This is a genomic window from Streptosporangium longisporum, assembly GCF_039534895.1.
GTDB lineage: Bacteria > Actinomycetota > Actinomycetes > Streptosporangiales > Streptosporangiaceae > Streptosporangium > Streptosporangium longisporum.
Map to the genome: position 1 here is coordinate 658,669 of NZ_BAAAWD010000014.1, position 15,502 is coordinate 674,170.

Annotated in this window: 14 protein-coding genes; 5 read left to right on the plus strand and 9 right to left on the minus strand. The window is 70.8% G+C overall.

Features of this window, described 5'->3' with window-relative positions; translation table 11 throughout:
* Positions 1-50 precede the first annotated feature (50 nt).
* Positions 51-797, minus strand: a complete 747-nt coding sequence (locus ABD832_RS26275) for a GntR family transcriptional regulator (protein WP_344899987.1) — start codon at positions 795-797, stop codon at positions 51-53.
* 208 nt (positions 798-1,005) lie between these two features.
* On the opposite strand from ABD832_RS26275, the gene ABD832_RS26280 reads away from it, so the two are divergent.
* The gene (locus ABD832_RS26280) at positions 1,006-2,187 is read left to right on the plus strand and encodes an ABC transporter substrate-binding protein (RefSeq protein WP_344899989.1); all 1,182 of its coding nucleotides are present in this window, start codon (positions 1,006-1,008) and stop codon (positions 2,185-2,187) included.
* Positions 2,188-2,539: 352 nt separating this feature from the next.
* Here ABD832_RS26280 and ABD832_RS26285 read toward each other — a convergent pair whose 3' ends face one another.
* Both ABD832_RS26285 and ABD832_RS26290 read right to left on the minus strand, forming a co-directional pair.
* Complete coding sequence (locus ABD832_RS26285; RefSeq protein ID WP_344899991.1) at positions 2,540-3,817, minus strand: phytase; 1,278 nt, start codon at positions 3,815-3,817, stop codon at positions 2,540-2,542.
* A gap of 130 nt (positions 3,818-3,947) precedes the next feature.
* Positions 3,948-5,321, minus strand: a complete 1,374-nt coding sequence (locus tag ABD832_RS26290; RefSeq protein ID WP_413224264.1) for an NsdA family TPR-like regulatory protein — start codon at positions 5,319-5,321, stop codon at positions 3,948-3,950.
* Positions 5,322-5,880: 559 nt separating this feature from the next.
* Between ABD832_RS26290 and ABD832_RS26295 the strand changes: the two genes are divergently transcribed.
* Positions 5,881-6,816, plus strand: coding sequence for an ABC transporter substrate-binding protein (locus tag ABD832_RS26295; protein WP_344899995.1), 936 nt, complete (start codon positions 5,881-5,883; stop codon positions 6,814-6,816).
* A complete protein-coding gene (locus tag ABD832_RS26300) occupies positions 6,813-8,306 on the plus strand; it encodes a methyltransferase (protein ID WP_344899997.1) in 1,494 nt (497 codons plus the stop codon). Before ABD832_RS26295 ends, ABD832_RS26300 begins: the two co-directional genes overlap by 4 nt.
* Before the next feature lie 644 nt (positions 8,307-8,950).
* Here the strand turns inward: ABD832_RS26300 and ABD832_RS26310 are convergent.
* The gene (locus ABD832_RS26310; RefSeq protein ID WP_344899999.1) at positions 8,951-9,376 is read right to left on the minus strand and encodes a cellulose binding domain-containing protein; all 426 of its coding nucleotides are present in this window, start codon (positions 9,374-9,376) and stop codon (positions 8,951-8,953) included.
* Positions 9,377-9,871: 495 nt separating this feature from the next.
* On the opposite strand from ABD832_RS26310, the gene ABD832_RS26315 reads away from it, so the two are divergent.
* Both ABD832_RS26315 and ABD832_RS26320 read left to right on the plus strand, forming a co-directional pair.
* On the plus strand, positions 9,872-10,081 hold the full coding sequence (locus ABD832_RS26315) for a hypothetical protein (protein WP_344900001.1): 210 nt from the start codon (positions 9,872-9,874) through the stop codon (positions 10,079-10,081).
* Positions 10,082-10,265: 184 nt separating this feature from the next.
* Complete coding sequence (locus tag ABD832_RS26320; RefSeq protein WP_344900003.1) at positions 10,266-10,850, plus strand: P-loop nucleotide/nucleoside kinase family protein; 585 nt, start codon at positions 10,266-10,268, stop codon at positions 10,848-10,850.
* Here the strand turns inward: ABD832_RS26320 and ABD832_RS26325 are convergent.
* From ABD832_RS26325 to ABD832_RS26345, 5 genes are all read right to left on the minus strand, one after another.
* Positions 10,831-11,472, minus strand: a complete 642-nt coding sequence (locus ABD832_RS26325) for a response regulator (protein WP_344900005.1) — start codon at positions 11,470-11,472, stop codon at positions 10,831-10,833. The genes ABD832_RS26320 and ABD832_RS26325 overlap by 20 nt on opposite strands.
* Positions 11,465-12,628, minus strand: coding sequence for a sensor histidine kinase (locus ABD832_RS26330; protein WP_344900007.1), 1,164 nt, complete (start codon positions 12,626-12,628; stop codon positions 11,465-11,467). The genes ABD832_RS26325 and ABD832_RS26330 overlap by 8 nt, the downstream gene beginning before the upstream one ends.
* A 3-nt stretch (positions 12,629-12,631) precedes the next feature.
* On the minus strand, positions 12,632-13,327 hold the full coding sequence (locus tag ABD832_RS26335) for an ABC transporter permease (protein WP_344900009.1): 696 nt from the start codon (positions 13,325-13,327) through the stop codon (positions 12,632-12,634).
* A 12-nt stretch (positions 13,328-13,339) separates the two neighbouring features.
* Positions 13,340-14,233 carry an ABC transporter ATP-binding protein gene (locus ABD832_RS26340; protein ID WP_344900011.1) on the minus strand — a complete coding sequence of 298 codons (894 nt, stop codon included), beginning with the start codon at positions 14,231-14,233 and terminating at the stop codon, positions 13,340-13,342.
* Positions 14,234-14,537: 304 nt separating this feature from the next.
* Positions 14,538-15,479, minus strand: coding sequence for a helix-turn-helix transcriptional regulator (locus ABD832_RS26345; protein WP_344900013.1), 942 nt, complete (start codon positions 15,477-15,479; stop codon positions 14,538-14,540).
* Between the last annotated feature and the right edge of the window lie 23 nt (positions 15,480-15,502).

Below are 15,502 nucleotides of genomic sequence, written 5' to 3' on the forward strand. Positions count from 1 at the left end.
GACATACTGACGATATATCCACCCTTCAGATCGGGGTGGCGGGAAGGCGGTCACCGTTCCACGAGGGTGACCTCAAGGGAGTAGTGGGAGGCGCGGTAGACGTGCGAGCCGTGCTCCACGGCCCTGCCCTGGTCGTCGTAGGTCGTACGGACCATCGTCAGCAGGGGGCAGCCGCGGCGCTCCTCCAGCAGCCGGGACTCGGCCGGGGTGGCGGAGCGGGCGCCGATCCGCTGGTTGGCGACCCGCATGCGGATGCCGGCCGAGCGCAGCAGCTCGTACAGCCCCCGCTCCTGGAGCGCCTCGACCGTCAGGGGCGCCAGCTCCAGCGGCAGCCAGTTGTGCAGCAGGGCCAGCGGTTCCCCCGAGGCGTACCTCAGCCGCTCCAGCCGGAGCACCGCCATGCCCGGCGCCACCCCCAGGGCGACGGCGACGTCCTCCTCGGCCGGAACCGTGTCGATGGACAGCACCCGGGTCTGTGGCCGCTGCCCCGCCCTGCGAAGGTCGTCGTACAGGCTGGTGAGCTCGACCGCCCGCTTGACCTGGCCGTGCACGACCTGGGTGCCCACGCCGCGCTTGCGGACCAGCAGGCCCTTGTCCACGAGGTACTGGATGGCCTGGCGGACGGTGGGACGCGAGAGCCCGAGCCGGTCGGCGAGCTGGATCTCGTTGTCGAGCCGGGTCCCCGGCGGCAGCTCGCCGGCCTGGATGGCCCCGGCGATCCGTTCGGCCACCTGGAAGTAGAGGGGCACGGGGCTCGAACGATCAAGGTCGATGTCCAATTTCGTCACAGTCACCATCAGACAGTAATAGGCATCAGGATGTCCTGACCATCGATCGGCCACCTTCGGCCACACACCGGCGGCGGAGACGCAGCGACCGCGCAAACAAGTAAGTATGTCTTGACAAAGCATTCACGTGACGTACATCGTTGGCGGACTGCAGCGCCGGGATCGGGGCCCTGGCCGGCGCGCACGATCCATGAGAGCCAGAAGGAGTGACGCCACCGTGAGGCGTACCCGGAAGATCATCCCTGCGGCACTGCTGGCGCTGGCCGCCGCCGCGTGCGCACCCTCCACCGGTGCCGGTGCCGGTGCCGGTGCCCGGCCGGAGGCCGGCGCGGCCGCCCCCCTCCCCTCGGCCTCGATCGACGCGAGCCTCGATCTGGACGCGCTGGTGGCGGCGGCCAGGAAGGAGGGCAGCGTGCTGGTCTACGACTCCAGCGGCGACATCGAGGAGGTGGCCAAGGCGTTCACCGCCAAGTACGGCATCGCGATGGAGGGGGTGAAGTCCGACACCCCGCAGACCGCCGAGAAGATGCTCAGGGAGCACGCCGCGGACAACGTCACGATCGACGCGGCGATGTACGAGGACGGCGGGGTGCTGGTGGGCCAGCTGATCCCGCAGGGGGTGGCGCGGACCTGGGTGCCCGCCGACCTGAAGGAGCAGATCGCGGCCGAGAACCAGAACCCGCTGCTGGCGCTGTCGAAGGCCACGGTCTTCGCCTACAACACGAAACTCTCGCCCGGTGGATGCCCGGTGAAGAACGTGTGGGACCTGACCGAGCCGGAATGGTCCGGCAAGCTGGTGATGCAGGACCCGCTGGGCAAGCCGACCGTCCTGTCGTTCTTCACCCAGCTGGACGCGCACGGCAACCAGGCGCTGGAACAGGCCTACAAGGCGAAGTACGGCAAGCCGCTGGAGACCGAGGAGAAGAGCGCCGCCTACGAGTGGATCAAGCGGATCTCGGTCAACAAGCCGGTGCTCACCGGGTCCGACGAGGACATCTCCGGCGCGGTGGGTGCGCCGAACGCCACCGACAAGAAGATCGGGTTCATGTCGATCTCGAAGTTCCGCAACAACGAGGACAAGGGCTACACCCAGGCGACGTGCGAGGGGATGGCGCCGTTCACCGGCTTCAGCTACCCCAAGTACGTGGCGATCGCCGCAAAGAGCAAGCACCCCAACGCGGCCAAACTGTACGTCCGCTTCATCATGACCGAGGAGGGCGTCAAGCACGAGATCGGCGAGGGCGGCGTCTCCGGCAACGGCACGGTCAAGCCGCTGGTCGTCCCTCCCGGGCTGACCGACTGGCAGGGACAGCTCTTCCATACCGACCCCAAGGGGCTGCTCGGCGACCTGCAGAACCGTCAGACCGTCTCCGACTTCTGGCGCGTCAACCACGGCTGAACCGGCGAACGGACGCGACACGGCCGGCGCCGCCCGGATTCCTCCCCGGGCGGCGCCGGCTTTGTCGTGAACGCCGCGGTCCGGCGTCGTCGTCCGGCATCGCGGTCCGGCATCGCGGTCCGGCATCGCGGTCCGGCGCCGCGGTCCGGCATCTTGGTCCGGCGTCGCCGCCCGGCCGGATCGCGGCCCGTACCGTCGCCGCCGGACCCGGCGGCCGCCCACGCGGGACGCCCGGCCGGGGAATCCCGGCCGGGCGTCCGATCGGATCGCTCACGGCCCGATCGATGGGCCGATCACATGTCGCGACCGGCCCCTCGGATCCACCCGGGACGCCGAGGGGCCCTCCTCGTTCTCAGTCGCGGGGGTTCCAGCCGTCGGTGTCCACGTCCAGGTCGAGCTCGTCCGCGATGTCACCCCAGCCGACGAACTTGAAGTTGGTGTTCTCCCGGTCGGGAACGGCGGGAGTGTTGGCGCCGTCGTGCGCGATGAACAGCCCCTCGTCGAAGTCGCCCAGCGGGACGTTCAGCACGGTCGAGCCGTCGCTGTGCTCGACGCCGTCGACACCGTCGTGCGGCCCGACGGCGAACCGGCCGAGGAAGGCGTTCGAGCCCTCCTTGCGGTAGACGGCGAAGGTGTTGTCACCCTGGCTGGAGGCCATCAGGTAACCCTTGCGGTCGTCCCGGTAGTAGATCGTGAGGCCCTCGGCGTCGGCCGTCAGGCGCGTGCCGCCGTAACCGGGGTCGGCGCCGGGCGTGCACTCCTCGGTCTCCGGGTCGTACGTGCCGGGCACGCCGTAGCCGCGGACCTTGTCCATGAGCACGGGTGTACCGGTGAGGTCGGCCCGCATCCGCCAGATGCCGACGTCCTCCTGGGCCGCGTAGAGCACGTCGGCCTGCTGGTCCACGACCATGCCCTCGACCTGCGCCAGCTCGTCGGGCTCCATGCAGGGGGCCCAGCTCTGCCCGTTCGGCAGGGTGAAGGACGCGGGCAGGGTCAGCGTCCTGACGACCTGGTAGCCGACCTTGCCCCCCGGCTTGGCCAGGAGCTTGACCAGGGCGATCGAGGTCTTGTGCCGGCGGCTGACCAGCGCGTAGGTGCCGCTGGAGTCCTTCCAGGTGGTCAGGCCGTAGGCCGTCTCGGCGTCGTTGACCTGCTCCTGGGTGGTGTTGAAGACGAACGGCGCCGCCGGGTCGGTCACGTCGGTGAGGTGACCGTCGTGGCCGATCGAGTAGAGCCGCACATGGTCCCGGCCGCGGTCGGAGACGACCGCGAGGTCCCGTCCGCCGAAGCCGTAGGTGACGTCGACGTTGTTGAACCGTCCCGCCTCGTCGTCGGGTCCCGGCGCCGCCGGGGCCGCGACGTGCTGGATCTGAGCGCCGTCGAGGTCGTAGACGTAGAGCCCGCCCTCCTTGGCCGTGGTGATCACCACGCTCTCGTCCGAGTCGGAGGGGTGAAGCCAGATGGCCGGATCGTCGCCGTTGGCGTTGCCGCCCGCGGCGTCGTCGAACAGGGCGGGGGTCTCCAGCTCCGGGTTGACGACGGGGACGACCTGCCCCGACGCCGGCAATGCCAGCACTCCTACCAGCGAGAACGCCAGGGACGCCAGGGAGATCCTGGACAGGGGACGCATTGCGCCTCCTCGTGTGGGGGGATGATGTCGGACAAGAACGTAACTAGGGATTTACGATAAATCAATAGAACGTCCTTATGTCATGACATAACGATGTACGGTCGGATACCGAGGCGTCCAGGACCACCGTTCAGGCCGTGAGCCCGGCCAGCCGTGCCCGCAGGTCCCGTACGGGAACGCTGTCCGCGTACGGGGCCAGGTCGCGGGCCAGCGAGGTGAGACGCCGCAGGACGCGTGCGGAGCTCAGGCCCAGATCGACCAGGTTCAGCGTCTCCTGACCGGCGGCGACGGCGTGGTCCACCCGCCCGCACGCCAGCGTGGCATCGGCCAGGCGCACCAGGGACATGCCCCGGTTGCGGGCGAACCGTGCGCTCTGGATCCGCCCGGCCCGCTCCAGCAGCCTCACGGCGCGGTCGTGCTGCCGGGCGTCGGCCCTGGCCATGCCCTCCAGGCAGGTCAGCTCGGCCTCGTTGAGGAAGGCGACCCAGGAGGGGTCGTCGTCGGTGGTGCCTCGGGCGAAGGCCGTCCACGCCCGCGTGACCGCGCTCTCGAACGCCGGTCCGTCACCGGTGGCGGCATGCCCGTGCGCCTCCCTGATGGCGACCAGCGCCATCACCCGGGGCGGCGCCTTCGCGCGCGGACGCGACCGCCAGGCGAGGGCCCGCTGGTGGGCCGAGCGGGCGAAGCGCACCGCCTCCCTGGGTGCGCCGAGATCGATCGCCTGCCGGGCCAGGATCGTCAGGGTGCGCGTCGCCAGGGCGGCGTCACCGCGGAGCATCGCGGCGTTCAGCCCTTCCGACAGGCAGATGCGCGCCTCGGCCTGCCGGTCGGCGTCGTAGCCGTACCAGCCCAGCGACGTGGTCAGCCGCCCGGCGACGAGGGTCAGTTCCTCGCCGATCGCGTCGCTGTAGCTTCCCTGCTCGCACAGGTGGCGTACCAGGCCCAGGTGCGCGTGGGCACTGCGCCACACGACCTCACCGCCCAGGCGCTGGTCGATCGCGTCGTGGTCGCGGGCGGTGGCCTTCAGCAGCTCCACCTCGTCGATCCCGACCTTCGAGCCGCGGGGACCGCGCGACAGGGCCGGAACCGTCCACGGCAGCGGGCCGGGACCGCCGCCGGTGCCCGTCGCCGCGGCCGCGACGGCCTCGCCGCCGGGAAGGGCACCCGCCCGCAGGTCGTGCCGTCCCGCCGGCGGCGTCGGCGGCGCGGGCACCGCGGCCGTCCTGTCCGGCGACGGTACGGGCGAGGCGAACCCCAGCTGTCCGGGGGTCCTGTTGAAGTACTCCTGCAGGACCGTGCGATGCGCCGGGCGGGGATAGGGCGGGTCCGCGCTCTCCCAGCGGCGGATCTGCCGGGCGCTGAACCGTACGTCACGCGACAGCCTGCCGTCCCTCCGCATCGCCTCGGCCAGGTCCGAGAGCTTCTCCGCCAATCCTTCCTGGGTGAGGTGAACGTCCTGTCGTGCGCGCCTGAAAGACCACTTCTCGTCCTCGCCCTCGCGCATTCACCCTCCCGGCCGGTCCACTGTTTCCGAGCGTAACGAAGTACCGCGTCATCATGCGTACGCTCGTGGATCGCGACCGGGGAATTGCCGAACGTCCGCCTGAAGGCCGCGAAAAGGCCGATCCCCGGGTGACGACCGGCATTTCCTGAACGGTAAGACCTGGTCATCCCCGATGGCGGGTTGTTCAATGACAAGCCTGTCAAGTCACGATGTCCGCGGTCCGCGTCACCGGAGAGGAATCGCGCGATGCCCGTTCTTCACGGACCCTCCGGAAAGGGTGCCCGCCACGGAGGCGTGCCCGTGGTCCCCGGGCCGGCCGCCGCCGCGCGGGACCGCGGACATCGCGGGGTGACAGGGACGACCCTCGCCTGCCGGCGAGCGCGCTTCCGGGCCGGGCCGGCCGTCGCACGGTCCGGCCCGGGGATCCGCCCGCACCGGCCCCGCGCCCCTCGCGAAGCGGCGGTCCTCCACAGCCGGCCTTTACATCCGTTTCCCATCCCCGGAGTGGTCCTTGCGTTCTCCCATTCGGTCGATCGCCGCATTGGCATGCCTTCTGACGATGGTGATCGGATGCACCCGTGAAGCCTCTCCACCGCCGGGTCGGGGCCTGGAGAAATCCTCCATAAAGGTGGGGGCCATAGCGGTTCCGGACTCGGCGCCGCTCTATCTGGCCAAAGCCCGCGGCTACTTCGCCGACGAAGGACTCACCGTCGCGATCGAACCCGTCCAGAGCGCTCCCCACGCGTTTCCCGCTCTGGAGGGCGGCGCATTGGACGTCGCACTGGTCAACTACGTCAGCGTGTTTCAGGCCGTCAGCAGAGGCGCGAGCTTCACGGTGATCGCCGACGCCTACCAGGCCGCCCCCAGGACCTTCGTCGTCATGACGTCGAAGGACTCGCCGGTCAGGACGATGGCGGATCTGAAAGGCAGGACCATCGGGGTCGCGAGCCGCAGGAGCATCGGATCGCTGACGATCGCCGCGGCGCTGGCCGCCCACGGCCTGGGCGAGAGCGACGTGAAACTCCTGGAGTTCCCCCTGCCGGAGATGATCGACAAGCTCCGGCAGGGGATCGTCGACGCCGCCTGGCTCACTGAGCCGTTCATCACCCAGGGGACCACGACGGGCGCCCGGATCGTCCAGGACATGGCTCCGGCCGACGGCCCGACCGCGGGCCTCCCCGTGGCGGGATGGGGGATCACCAAGGCGTACGCGGCCAGGAACCCCCGTACCGTCGCGGCCTTCCAGCGCGCCATCGGCCGCGCGCAACGGCTCGCCGCCACCGACCGCAAGGCCGTCACCGACATCATCCCGACCTACACCAGGATCCCGCCCGCCGTCGCCGGCGTCATCACGCTGGGAACCTTCCCGACCACGCTCGACGCGAAGCGCCTGCAGCGCGTCGCCGACCTGATGCGCTCCCACGAGGGCTACCTCGGCGAGGGCGTCACGGTCGACGTGGACTCGATACTGCCGACGCGGGCGGAGGGGTCGTGACCATCGCTCCCGGCGGCCACCCGCGCGAGGTGATCCAGTCCGTCATCGGCCGCTACTGGCTGGCGTGCGGGCTGCTGGCCTTCGTCGACCTGGACGTCGCCCGTGCCCTGTCCGGCGAGCGCATGGGCGTCGAGCGGCTGGCCGCGTGGTGTGGCGCCGACCCGGACTCGCTGACCTGGCTGTTGCGGGCCATGGCGCCGGCCGGCCTGGTGGCGGTCGAGGCGGGCGAGTGGTACCTGCTGCCCGCGGGAGAGGCACTCGTCCACGACCACCCGGACTCCCCGCGGTCGGCCGTACGGCGCCACGGGGACCCCGCCCACGGGCGGATGCTGCGGACCCTGCCCGGCGGCGCCGCCTCCCGCGCACCGGCCGTGCCCGCGCCGCCGTCCCCGCCGTCCTCGACGTCGCCACTGTCACCGTCATCGGCGGCGGGCGGAGAGACGGCGGACGCGCACCGGCACGTCCTCAGCATGCTGAACGCCTTGGGCGACTTCGGTGCCCTTCTGGCCGCCGCGCGGCAGGGCTGGGCCGAGCACCTGTCCGACGGCCCGCTGAGCCCGCCCGACCTGGCCGGACGCCTCGACGCCCCCGTCGGCGACATCGAGGGGATCGCGCGCACCCTGGCCGGGCTGGGCGTGGTCGGCCTCCTGCCGGATGGACGCTACGCGCTCACCGAGGCGGGCCGTACCCTGCGCGACGACCGGCCCGACTCGATGCGGACGGCGGTGCTGATGGGCGGCGACCCGGTGTGGTGGGAGGCGATGTGGAACCTGTCCGCGGCCGTGCGTACCGGCAGGCCGTCCCTGCCGCCCCCCTACCGGTCCGGGTACGACTACCTGGCGGACGATCCCGGCGCCCAGCACCTGTTCGACCGGTTCATGACCCACCGCAGCGCCCCGATCGCCGAACGGCTCGGCGCCTGGGCCACCCCGGAGAACGTGCCCGACGGGAGCGTCGTCGTCGACGTCGGGGGTGGCCGCGGCACTCTCCTGGCCGCCGTCCTGACGCGCCGCGCCACCTGCCGCGGGGTGCTGCTGGAGCGCGACGTGGTCGTCCCCCAGGCCCGCGCGTACCTGGCCGGGCACGGCGTCGCGGACCGGTGCGAGCTCATCGCCGGGGACTTCTTCACCGACCTCCCGGCCGGACACGAGGTCTACCTGCTCGGCAGCGTCCTGCACAACTGGGGCGACGCCGACGCCCTGCGCCTGCTGCGCGGCGTTCGCGCGGCGATGAGCGACGCCGGCGGCCGGGCCCGGCTGGTGTGCGTGGACGCGCTGCCACCCGACCCGCCGTGGGCGGCCGCCACCGGCAACGCCCTGCTGCACGGCTTCAACCTCCGGATGATGAGCCTGTTCCCCCGCGGTCACGAGCGCACCGCCACCGAGTACGCCGTCCTGCTGCGCGAGGCGGGCTTCGCCGTCTCCTCCACCGCGGCCCTGCCCCACGGGCTCACCCTCGTCACCGCCGTCCCCGTCACCGTCCCCGTCTGAGCCGGTTCCGGCGTCCGGGCCCGCGCCGGGAACCGCGTATCCCGGAACGGACGGCCATCGGACGGTGAGCACCACCGACTCCTCTTCGGCGTACCAGGAGTGATCGACACCGTGTCCCCATACGACGTAATCACCCTGGTCGGCCAGCACCACGCCGCGTCCCGGTAGTTCCACCCGGAAACGACCGCTGATCAGCATCAGCAAACCGTGCCGTGATCCGAGGCAGGACCGGCCGCCGTGGCGAGGCGCACCGGAAATGCTCTCCCCGTGCTCGGTGCGGTTCTTTCGAGATGTGGTGCGACGTCCGGAGGTCGCGCTCGGTCGTGGAGCGGCCTGCCAGGCAGGCAGAGCGAGGCCTCACACCTGTTTCCGGCCCTCGACGGCCTCTCCCGGCAAGCCCGGAATTCCACCGTTCATGCCTCGGGAATCCCGGCCGTCGGAACTGTTTCGCTGAGATCACCTCGTTGACACCGTCAAGTTTCTCGCCGACGGCGAATACGTGAGCGCCGATCCGACCTACGCGGGCGACTGCTACGCCATGCTCATGGCCCAGGCGGACGTCGTCGGAGAATACGAGAAATTCATGATCCCGTGACACATTGAAATCCGGCGAACGGGCGGGCCCCACGGACTCGCCCGTTTCATCAATAGGTGATGGTGCACTGACTGGAGGTGGGAAGAGGCGGCGAGGTGGTCGTCATGGGCATGCGGACCTCGAACCCGAAGTTCGCGTACTGGTTCGGCTGGATGGCGCCATTCCACGACGCCGGCCTCCACACGTTCGTCGAGAACCTCTTCACGTTCCAGAACATGTGAACGACCGCACCCGCCGAGGAGGGAAAGTCGATGACCGCCTCCCAGGTGGTCGACGGTGTCGTGCCGGTGTTGGTCAGCTGCGCGTCGACCTGCCACCTGTACTGCCCGCCGACGGTCCCCCAGTAGTTGGCTCGGAACGTCAGCGTGCAGGTGGTGGCGGCGTCGGCGGGTGTGACGACGGCGAACGCGCCGAACAAGGCGGCCACCAGCCACATGATCAGACGCCGTCGCCGACGGACGCGCCGTTCTGTCATGGGACCCTCCTGTCAGGAAGTGCGCGCGACGAAAGACGCGCGCATAAGCAATGAACGAACGATACGGTCGGCGTCGAATACCGTCAACGACACTGAAAGTTTCAGCCATTCAATGAGATGATCTCAGCGGAATAGTTCCGACAGCCGGGATTTCCGAGGCATGGACGGTGAAATTCCGGGCTTGTCGGGAGAGAACGTCGACGGCCGGAAACGGGTGCGGAGCCTCCGGCAGAAGAGGTCTCACCACAAGAGCCCTGATCGACCGGAAGGCTCCACGTGATTTCCCACCGTGTCACGCTCGACCTCTCCCGTGAGCTCGCTCGGCATCTCGCGCGACTGCTGCGGGCCGAACGCCGCCTGCGCGGGTCCAACCGAAATCCATTAAGATCGGCTCACCATGTCCTATGGATCACAACGCCCGGGCGAGACACGCGGCGCTCCCGTGGAAGTTTGAGACGCCCTTCGGGCGCGTTACTTCTGCTCGGTTTCCTGATCGTGCTGTTCGGCTTCGGTTACGCGTTCATCGGAGAGATCACGGCCGACGTGGGAACGCTCTTCGGCGTATTCGGCCTGGCCGTCATGATCGGAGGTGTCGGCCTCTCGATCGGTGAACTCATGGCCATTGGTCCGCCACCCGGCACGACGGGGCCCATGAAGCCTGGATCGACGGAGTCCTCGGCATGGGGGACCCAGACGCCTCCGTGACCGACACCGGGGTCGATCGCGCCGTCTTCGAACGGCGTGCCGGTCCTCTCACCGACGGCCCCGTCCCGTAGGCGCTCCGATCTCGGTGGACGATCCCTGACAGGACCAGCAGGCACCGAACCCGTCGTCGCCCCCTCGCGGCGACACCGTGCGAAGCGGCGCGCGTGTGATCTAGCATCGTGCCGTGCTGGTCGTACTCGTCAACGGCCTTCCGGGCTCCGGGAAGACGACCCTGGCCAGGGAGCTGGCCCGGGAGCTCGGGTTGCCGCTCTTCAGCAAGGACGGCATCAAGGAGACCCTCGCCGACGTCATCGGCGCCACCCCTCCCCAGGGGTACGGCTCGCGGCAGTGGAGCCGGATCCTGGGGGCCGCGGCCGCGGAGAGCCTGTGGACCCTGCTGTCGGACGCGGGCCGGGGCGCGGTCCTGGAGAGCCCCTGGCCGGCCGGTCTGCGGCCGGTGGTGATCTCCGGGCTGGACCGGGCGGGCGCCGGGGACGTCCACGAGGTGTGGTGCGAGGTCCCCCTGTCCGTCGCCCGGCGTCGGTACACGGAACGGATCGCCGACCGCCATGCCGTCCACCACGACGCGCACGTCGACGACGCGCAGTGGCGGGAATGGGCCAGGACGGCCGGGCCCCTGGGGCTGGGTCCGGTGCACCGGGTGGACACGACGGAGCCGGTGGACGTGCCCGGCCTGGTGGAACGGATCACCGGACGCTCCCCCGGCCCCGGCGCGAGCGGACGGCCGGTCAGCCGTTGTCCAGGGTGAGCAGGCCGCGGCGGAAGGCCACGGCGACGGCGGCCGCGCGGTCGTTGACGCCGAGCTTGGCGTAGATGTGCAGCACGTGGCTCTTGACCGTGGCCTCGCTGATGAACAGGCGCACGGCCGCCTCGCGGTTGGTGGCGCCGTCGGCGATGAGCCGGAGGACCTCCAGTTCCCGGGCGCTCAGAGGGTCGGCGGGGGTGCGGACCTGGCCGAGGAGGCGGGTGGCGACCGACGGGGAGAGGACGGCCTCGCCCCGCGCGGCCGTGCGCACGGCACGGACGAGCTCGTCGCGGCCGGTGTCCTTGAGGAGGTAGCCGGTGGCGCCTGCCTCGATGGCGGGCAGGACGTCCCGGTCGGTGTCGTAGGTGGTCAGGACCAGGACGCGGGCCGTGCTGCCCAGCCGGGCGAGCTCCTTGATGGCCGTGACGCCGTCCGTTCCCGGCATGCGCAGGTCCATGAGGATCACGTCCGGGTTCAGCGCCCGCGCGAGTTCGACGGCCTGCGCGCCGTCGCCGGCCTCGCCGAGCACCTCGAAGGCCGGGTCTCCGGCGAACATGCCGCGGATGCCGTCGCGGACGATGGGGTGGTCGTCGGCGATGAGCAGCCGGATGGGGGTCTCAGTCACGGGCCACCGCCGGGACGCTCGCGGAGATCGCGGTGCCCGCGCCGGGCTCGGACTCGATCTCCAACGTGCCCGCCAGGCGGCTCACCCGCCTGCGCATCGAGGTGAGGCCGAAGCCTCCGCCGTCACGGACGCGCCCGGGGTCGAACCCGGCGCCGTCGTCGCGGACGTCCAGGGTGATCACATCCTCCATGTACGACAGGGTCAGGCCGACGCGGGACGCGCCGGCGTGCGTGGCGGCGTTGGCCAGGGCCTCCTGCGCCGTGCGCAGCAGCGTCTCCTCGACCTCCGGGTGCATGGGACGGACCGTACCGGTGACGGTGACGTCGGCGCGCGTCCCGTTGAGCTCGCCCCACCGGGTCACGACGTCCCGCAGCGCCTCGGGCAGCGGCGCCGCCTCCAGCTGCCCGGGACCCACCGCGTGCACCGAGCGCCGGGCCTCGGCGAGGCTCTCACGGGCCAGCCGGACCGCGTTGTCCAGGTGACGGTGCGGGTCCTCGGCCTGCCGGGCCGCCTGCAGCTGGGTGATGATGCCGGTCAGGCCCTGCGCGAGGGTGTCGTGGATCTCGGCCGCCATGCGCTGCCGTTCGTCGAGCACGCCCGCCTCGCGGGCCTGGAACAGGAGCTGGGCCTGGAGGCCGGCGTTCTCCCGCATGGCCTCCTCCAGCCGCGCCACCATGCGCTCGCGCTCGCTGCTCCGCTCGTTCGTGATCTCTCCGACGAAGCTGAACAGGCTCACCGCCGCGACGATGGCCGCGGTGAAGAACAGGTACGTGAGGATCCCGGACGGGGTGGGCTCGGGCGGGCCCCCGTTGTAGGCCGCGACGCTGATCGCCGCCGTGGCGGTCACCCCGACCGGCCGCCACCTCCCCTTCAGGTACTGCCAGGAGTGGAGGTAACCGATGAAGGCGAAGAACGTCGCGAACCACACCTCCTGCGTGCACAGCAGGCCGATCAGGACCACCAGCCCGGCCACGTAGACCGCGCCGCGCGGTACCAGCCACATCCAGGCGATCGCGACGGCCACAAGGACCGTCGTGATCCACGGGTCGCCGCCGGTGAGCAGCGAGAGCACCGCGGAGACCAGCAGGAGGACGTACGGAACGGCCGCCATCTGGCGTTCCAGCAGCCGTTCCCATCGGTCGAGCCGGCCGGTCATTCGTCACTCCCAGCGGAAGAACACGGCGGCCGCGGCACCGACGACCAGGGCGTAGAGGGCCATCACACCCAGCAGCACGGGGCTCGGGGCGTTCCCCGCCCAGACGTCCGCCAGGCTCTGCCGGAAGGCGCCCAGGGGGGTGTACTCCCCGATGCGCGCCACGATGGCGGGCATCTGGCCGGGGGGCTGCATGAGCCCGGCGAGGTAGGCCATCGGGAAGTACAGCAGGACGCCGAACCCGTTGGCGGACCGGCCGTTGGGCGCCAGCGCCGCGATGAGCAGCCCGATCGCGAACATGCTCGCCGTGCCGAGGCCGAACACCAGCAGGCCGGACAGCACCCCGGTGGGCAGGTGGGCCTTCAGGACGGTGCCGGCGACGACCATCAGCAGCCCGCAGGCGGTCACCGCGAGGACGAGCTGCAGGAGCAGCTGCACCACCAGCAGGCTTCCGGGTTTCACCGGCGTGACGGACAGCCTGCGCAGGATGCCCCGTTCGCGGTAGGTGGCCAGGGTGGTGGGCACCAGGTACAGGGCCACGAGTCCCACGGCGATGGCCAGCGCCATGGGCAGCAGTACGGTGTCGCCCGGCTGGATCGAGCTTCCGAACACCACCAGGATGAACAGCGGGATGAGCAGGGAGAACAGCGCCCCGGGTTCCCGCGTCAGCAGCTTGGTCTCGACGACGGCGAGCTTCATCATGATCGGATTCCTTCAGTCGAGGGTTCGGCCGGTCAGGGCGGTGAAGGCGTCTTCCAGGGTGCGCTTGTCGATGCGGAGGTCGCCGACCAGGATGTGGTGGCGGGCCAGGTGGGCGGTGACCACGGTGGCGAACTCGCCCGTCCCCGTGACGACCACCCGGTCGCCCTCGGTGGAGACCCCGGTGACCCCGGGCAGGTTCTCCAGGCCGGTCAGGTCCCCGGCCACCAGCGTGAACCGCATCCGGTGCTCGCCCTCGGCCAGCCCGGCCGGGGTGTCGACCGCCACGACCCTGCCGCGGTCGAGGACGGCGACGCGGTCGCACAGTTCCTCCACCTCGTCCATGAAGTGGCTGACCAGCACCACCGTCACGCCGCCGGCGCGGACCCGCTTGATCAGTTCCCAGGTGGCGCGGCGGGCCGTCGGGTCCAGGCCCGTGGTCAGCTCGTCCAGGAAGGCCACCCGCGGGTTGCCCACCAGGGCCAGCGCGATGAACAGCCGCTGCCTCTGGCCGCCGGACAGCTTCCCGAACCGGGCGTTCCGCTTGTCGGCCAGCCCCCACTCCTCCAGCAGCTCCCGCCAGTCGCGCGGGGCCGCGTAGAAGGAGGCGTACAGGTCGAGCGCCTCCCAGACCTTGAGGTTCTCCGGCAGCTGGGTCTGCTGGAGCTGCACCCCGATCTGCTCGTGCACCCTGCGCGCGTCGCCGACCGGGTCGAGCCCGAGGACCCTGATCGACCCGCTGTCGGGCCGCCGCAGTCCCTCCACGCACTCCACCGTGGTGGTCTTGCCGGTCCCGTTCGGGCCCAGGAGGCCGAAGATCTCGCCCTCCTCCACGGAGAACGACACCCCGTCCAGGACCGTCAGGTCCGCGTACCGCTTGCGGAGGTCCGTGACCTCGATGACTGCCATGGCTCAAGCATGGTGTGACCGCGTTCCGGGCGAATCGACCTGCCGGCCATGCTCGTCGGCGAATGCTGATGACCCGGAGATCCACCGAACGGTGGATGGCGCCGGTGCGTCCCGTGCCCCACGAGGCGCGGGCCCGGTATCGGATCCGCGGGAGGATCGCCTTCTCACCTGTGGTTTCACGCCCCCCGCCCTTCGCGCGTACGGCCGGGGCGCGGGCGAGCGCCCCGGCCGCACGCGCGAGCGGAGTACCTGGGCGGTACGCGCGGGCGGAGTGCCCCGGTCGCACGCGCGGGCGGGGGTGGGGTCAGAGCCAGCCCCGCTTGGCGGCCTGGTAACCCGCCGCGAAGCGGCTGTCCGCCCCAAGGCTGACGAAGAGGTCCGCGACCATCCTGCGCACCGTGCGCAGCGAGACGCCGAGACGCCTGCGGATGACGTCGTCGGTCAATCCGTGGGACAGCAGGCGGAGCAGCTCCCTCTCCTGCGGGGTGAGACCGTGCTCGTTGGGAGGGATGTCCGTCTCCAGCGGGACCGCGCGCTCCCAGGTGCTCTCGAACAGCGTCGACAGGGCCGCGAGCGCGCCGGGCGTCGAGAGCTGTATGACGCCCTTGCAGGGCTCGTCCGGATCGAGGGGCAGCACCGCCACCGACCGGTCGATGACGACCATGTGGACGGGCAGCGAGGGCACCGTTCTGGCCCGGTCGCCGAGCTCTTCCCCGTACGCCGGATGGTCGGGCATCCCGGCGTCCCGGCGGGACATCTTGGCGTCGTTGCGGATGCTGTCGGTGTAGACGGTGCGCGTCGAGACGCCACGGCGGCGGACCCGCTGCTCCAGTGACCAGGCGGGCGCCAGCAGGCTCGCGAACCCGGTGCCGCCCGGGACGAAGGCTGCCCACTCCACGGTGGCCCGGTCCGCGAGCCCGCGCAGCCGGTCCAGCACGGCGTCCGAGCCGATCGCGTAGTCACCGGCCTCGTCCCCGGGATTCAGGTCGTCGTACCGGTTCAGCAGGGTGAGGACGGCGGACCGGTCCTCCTCGAACTCCTCCAGCAGATCCTCGATCCTGGAGATGCGCTGGAGCAGCAGGGATTTGAGACCGAGATGAGGATCCACCAGCTGCCCGGTGCCGTCTCCGAGCGGGCGCAGCAGATCCAGTTTCGCCAGCTGGTCCAGAGCGGCCTTTATCTCGCCCTCCGGAAGCCCCAGACGATCCACCAGGTCGTCGATGTGCCGGCGACGATCGTCGATCATCGCCCGGTACACGGCCTCGGTGG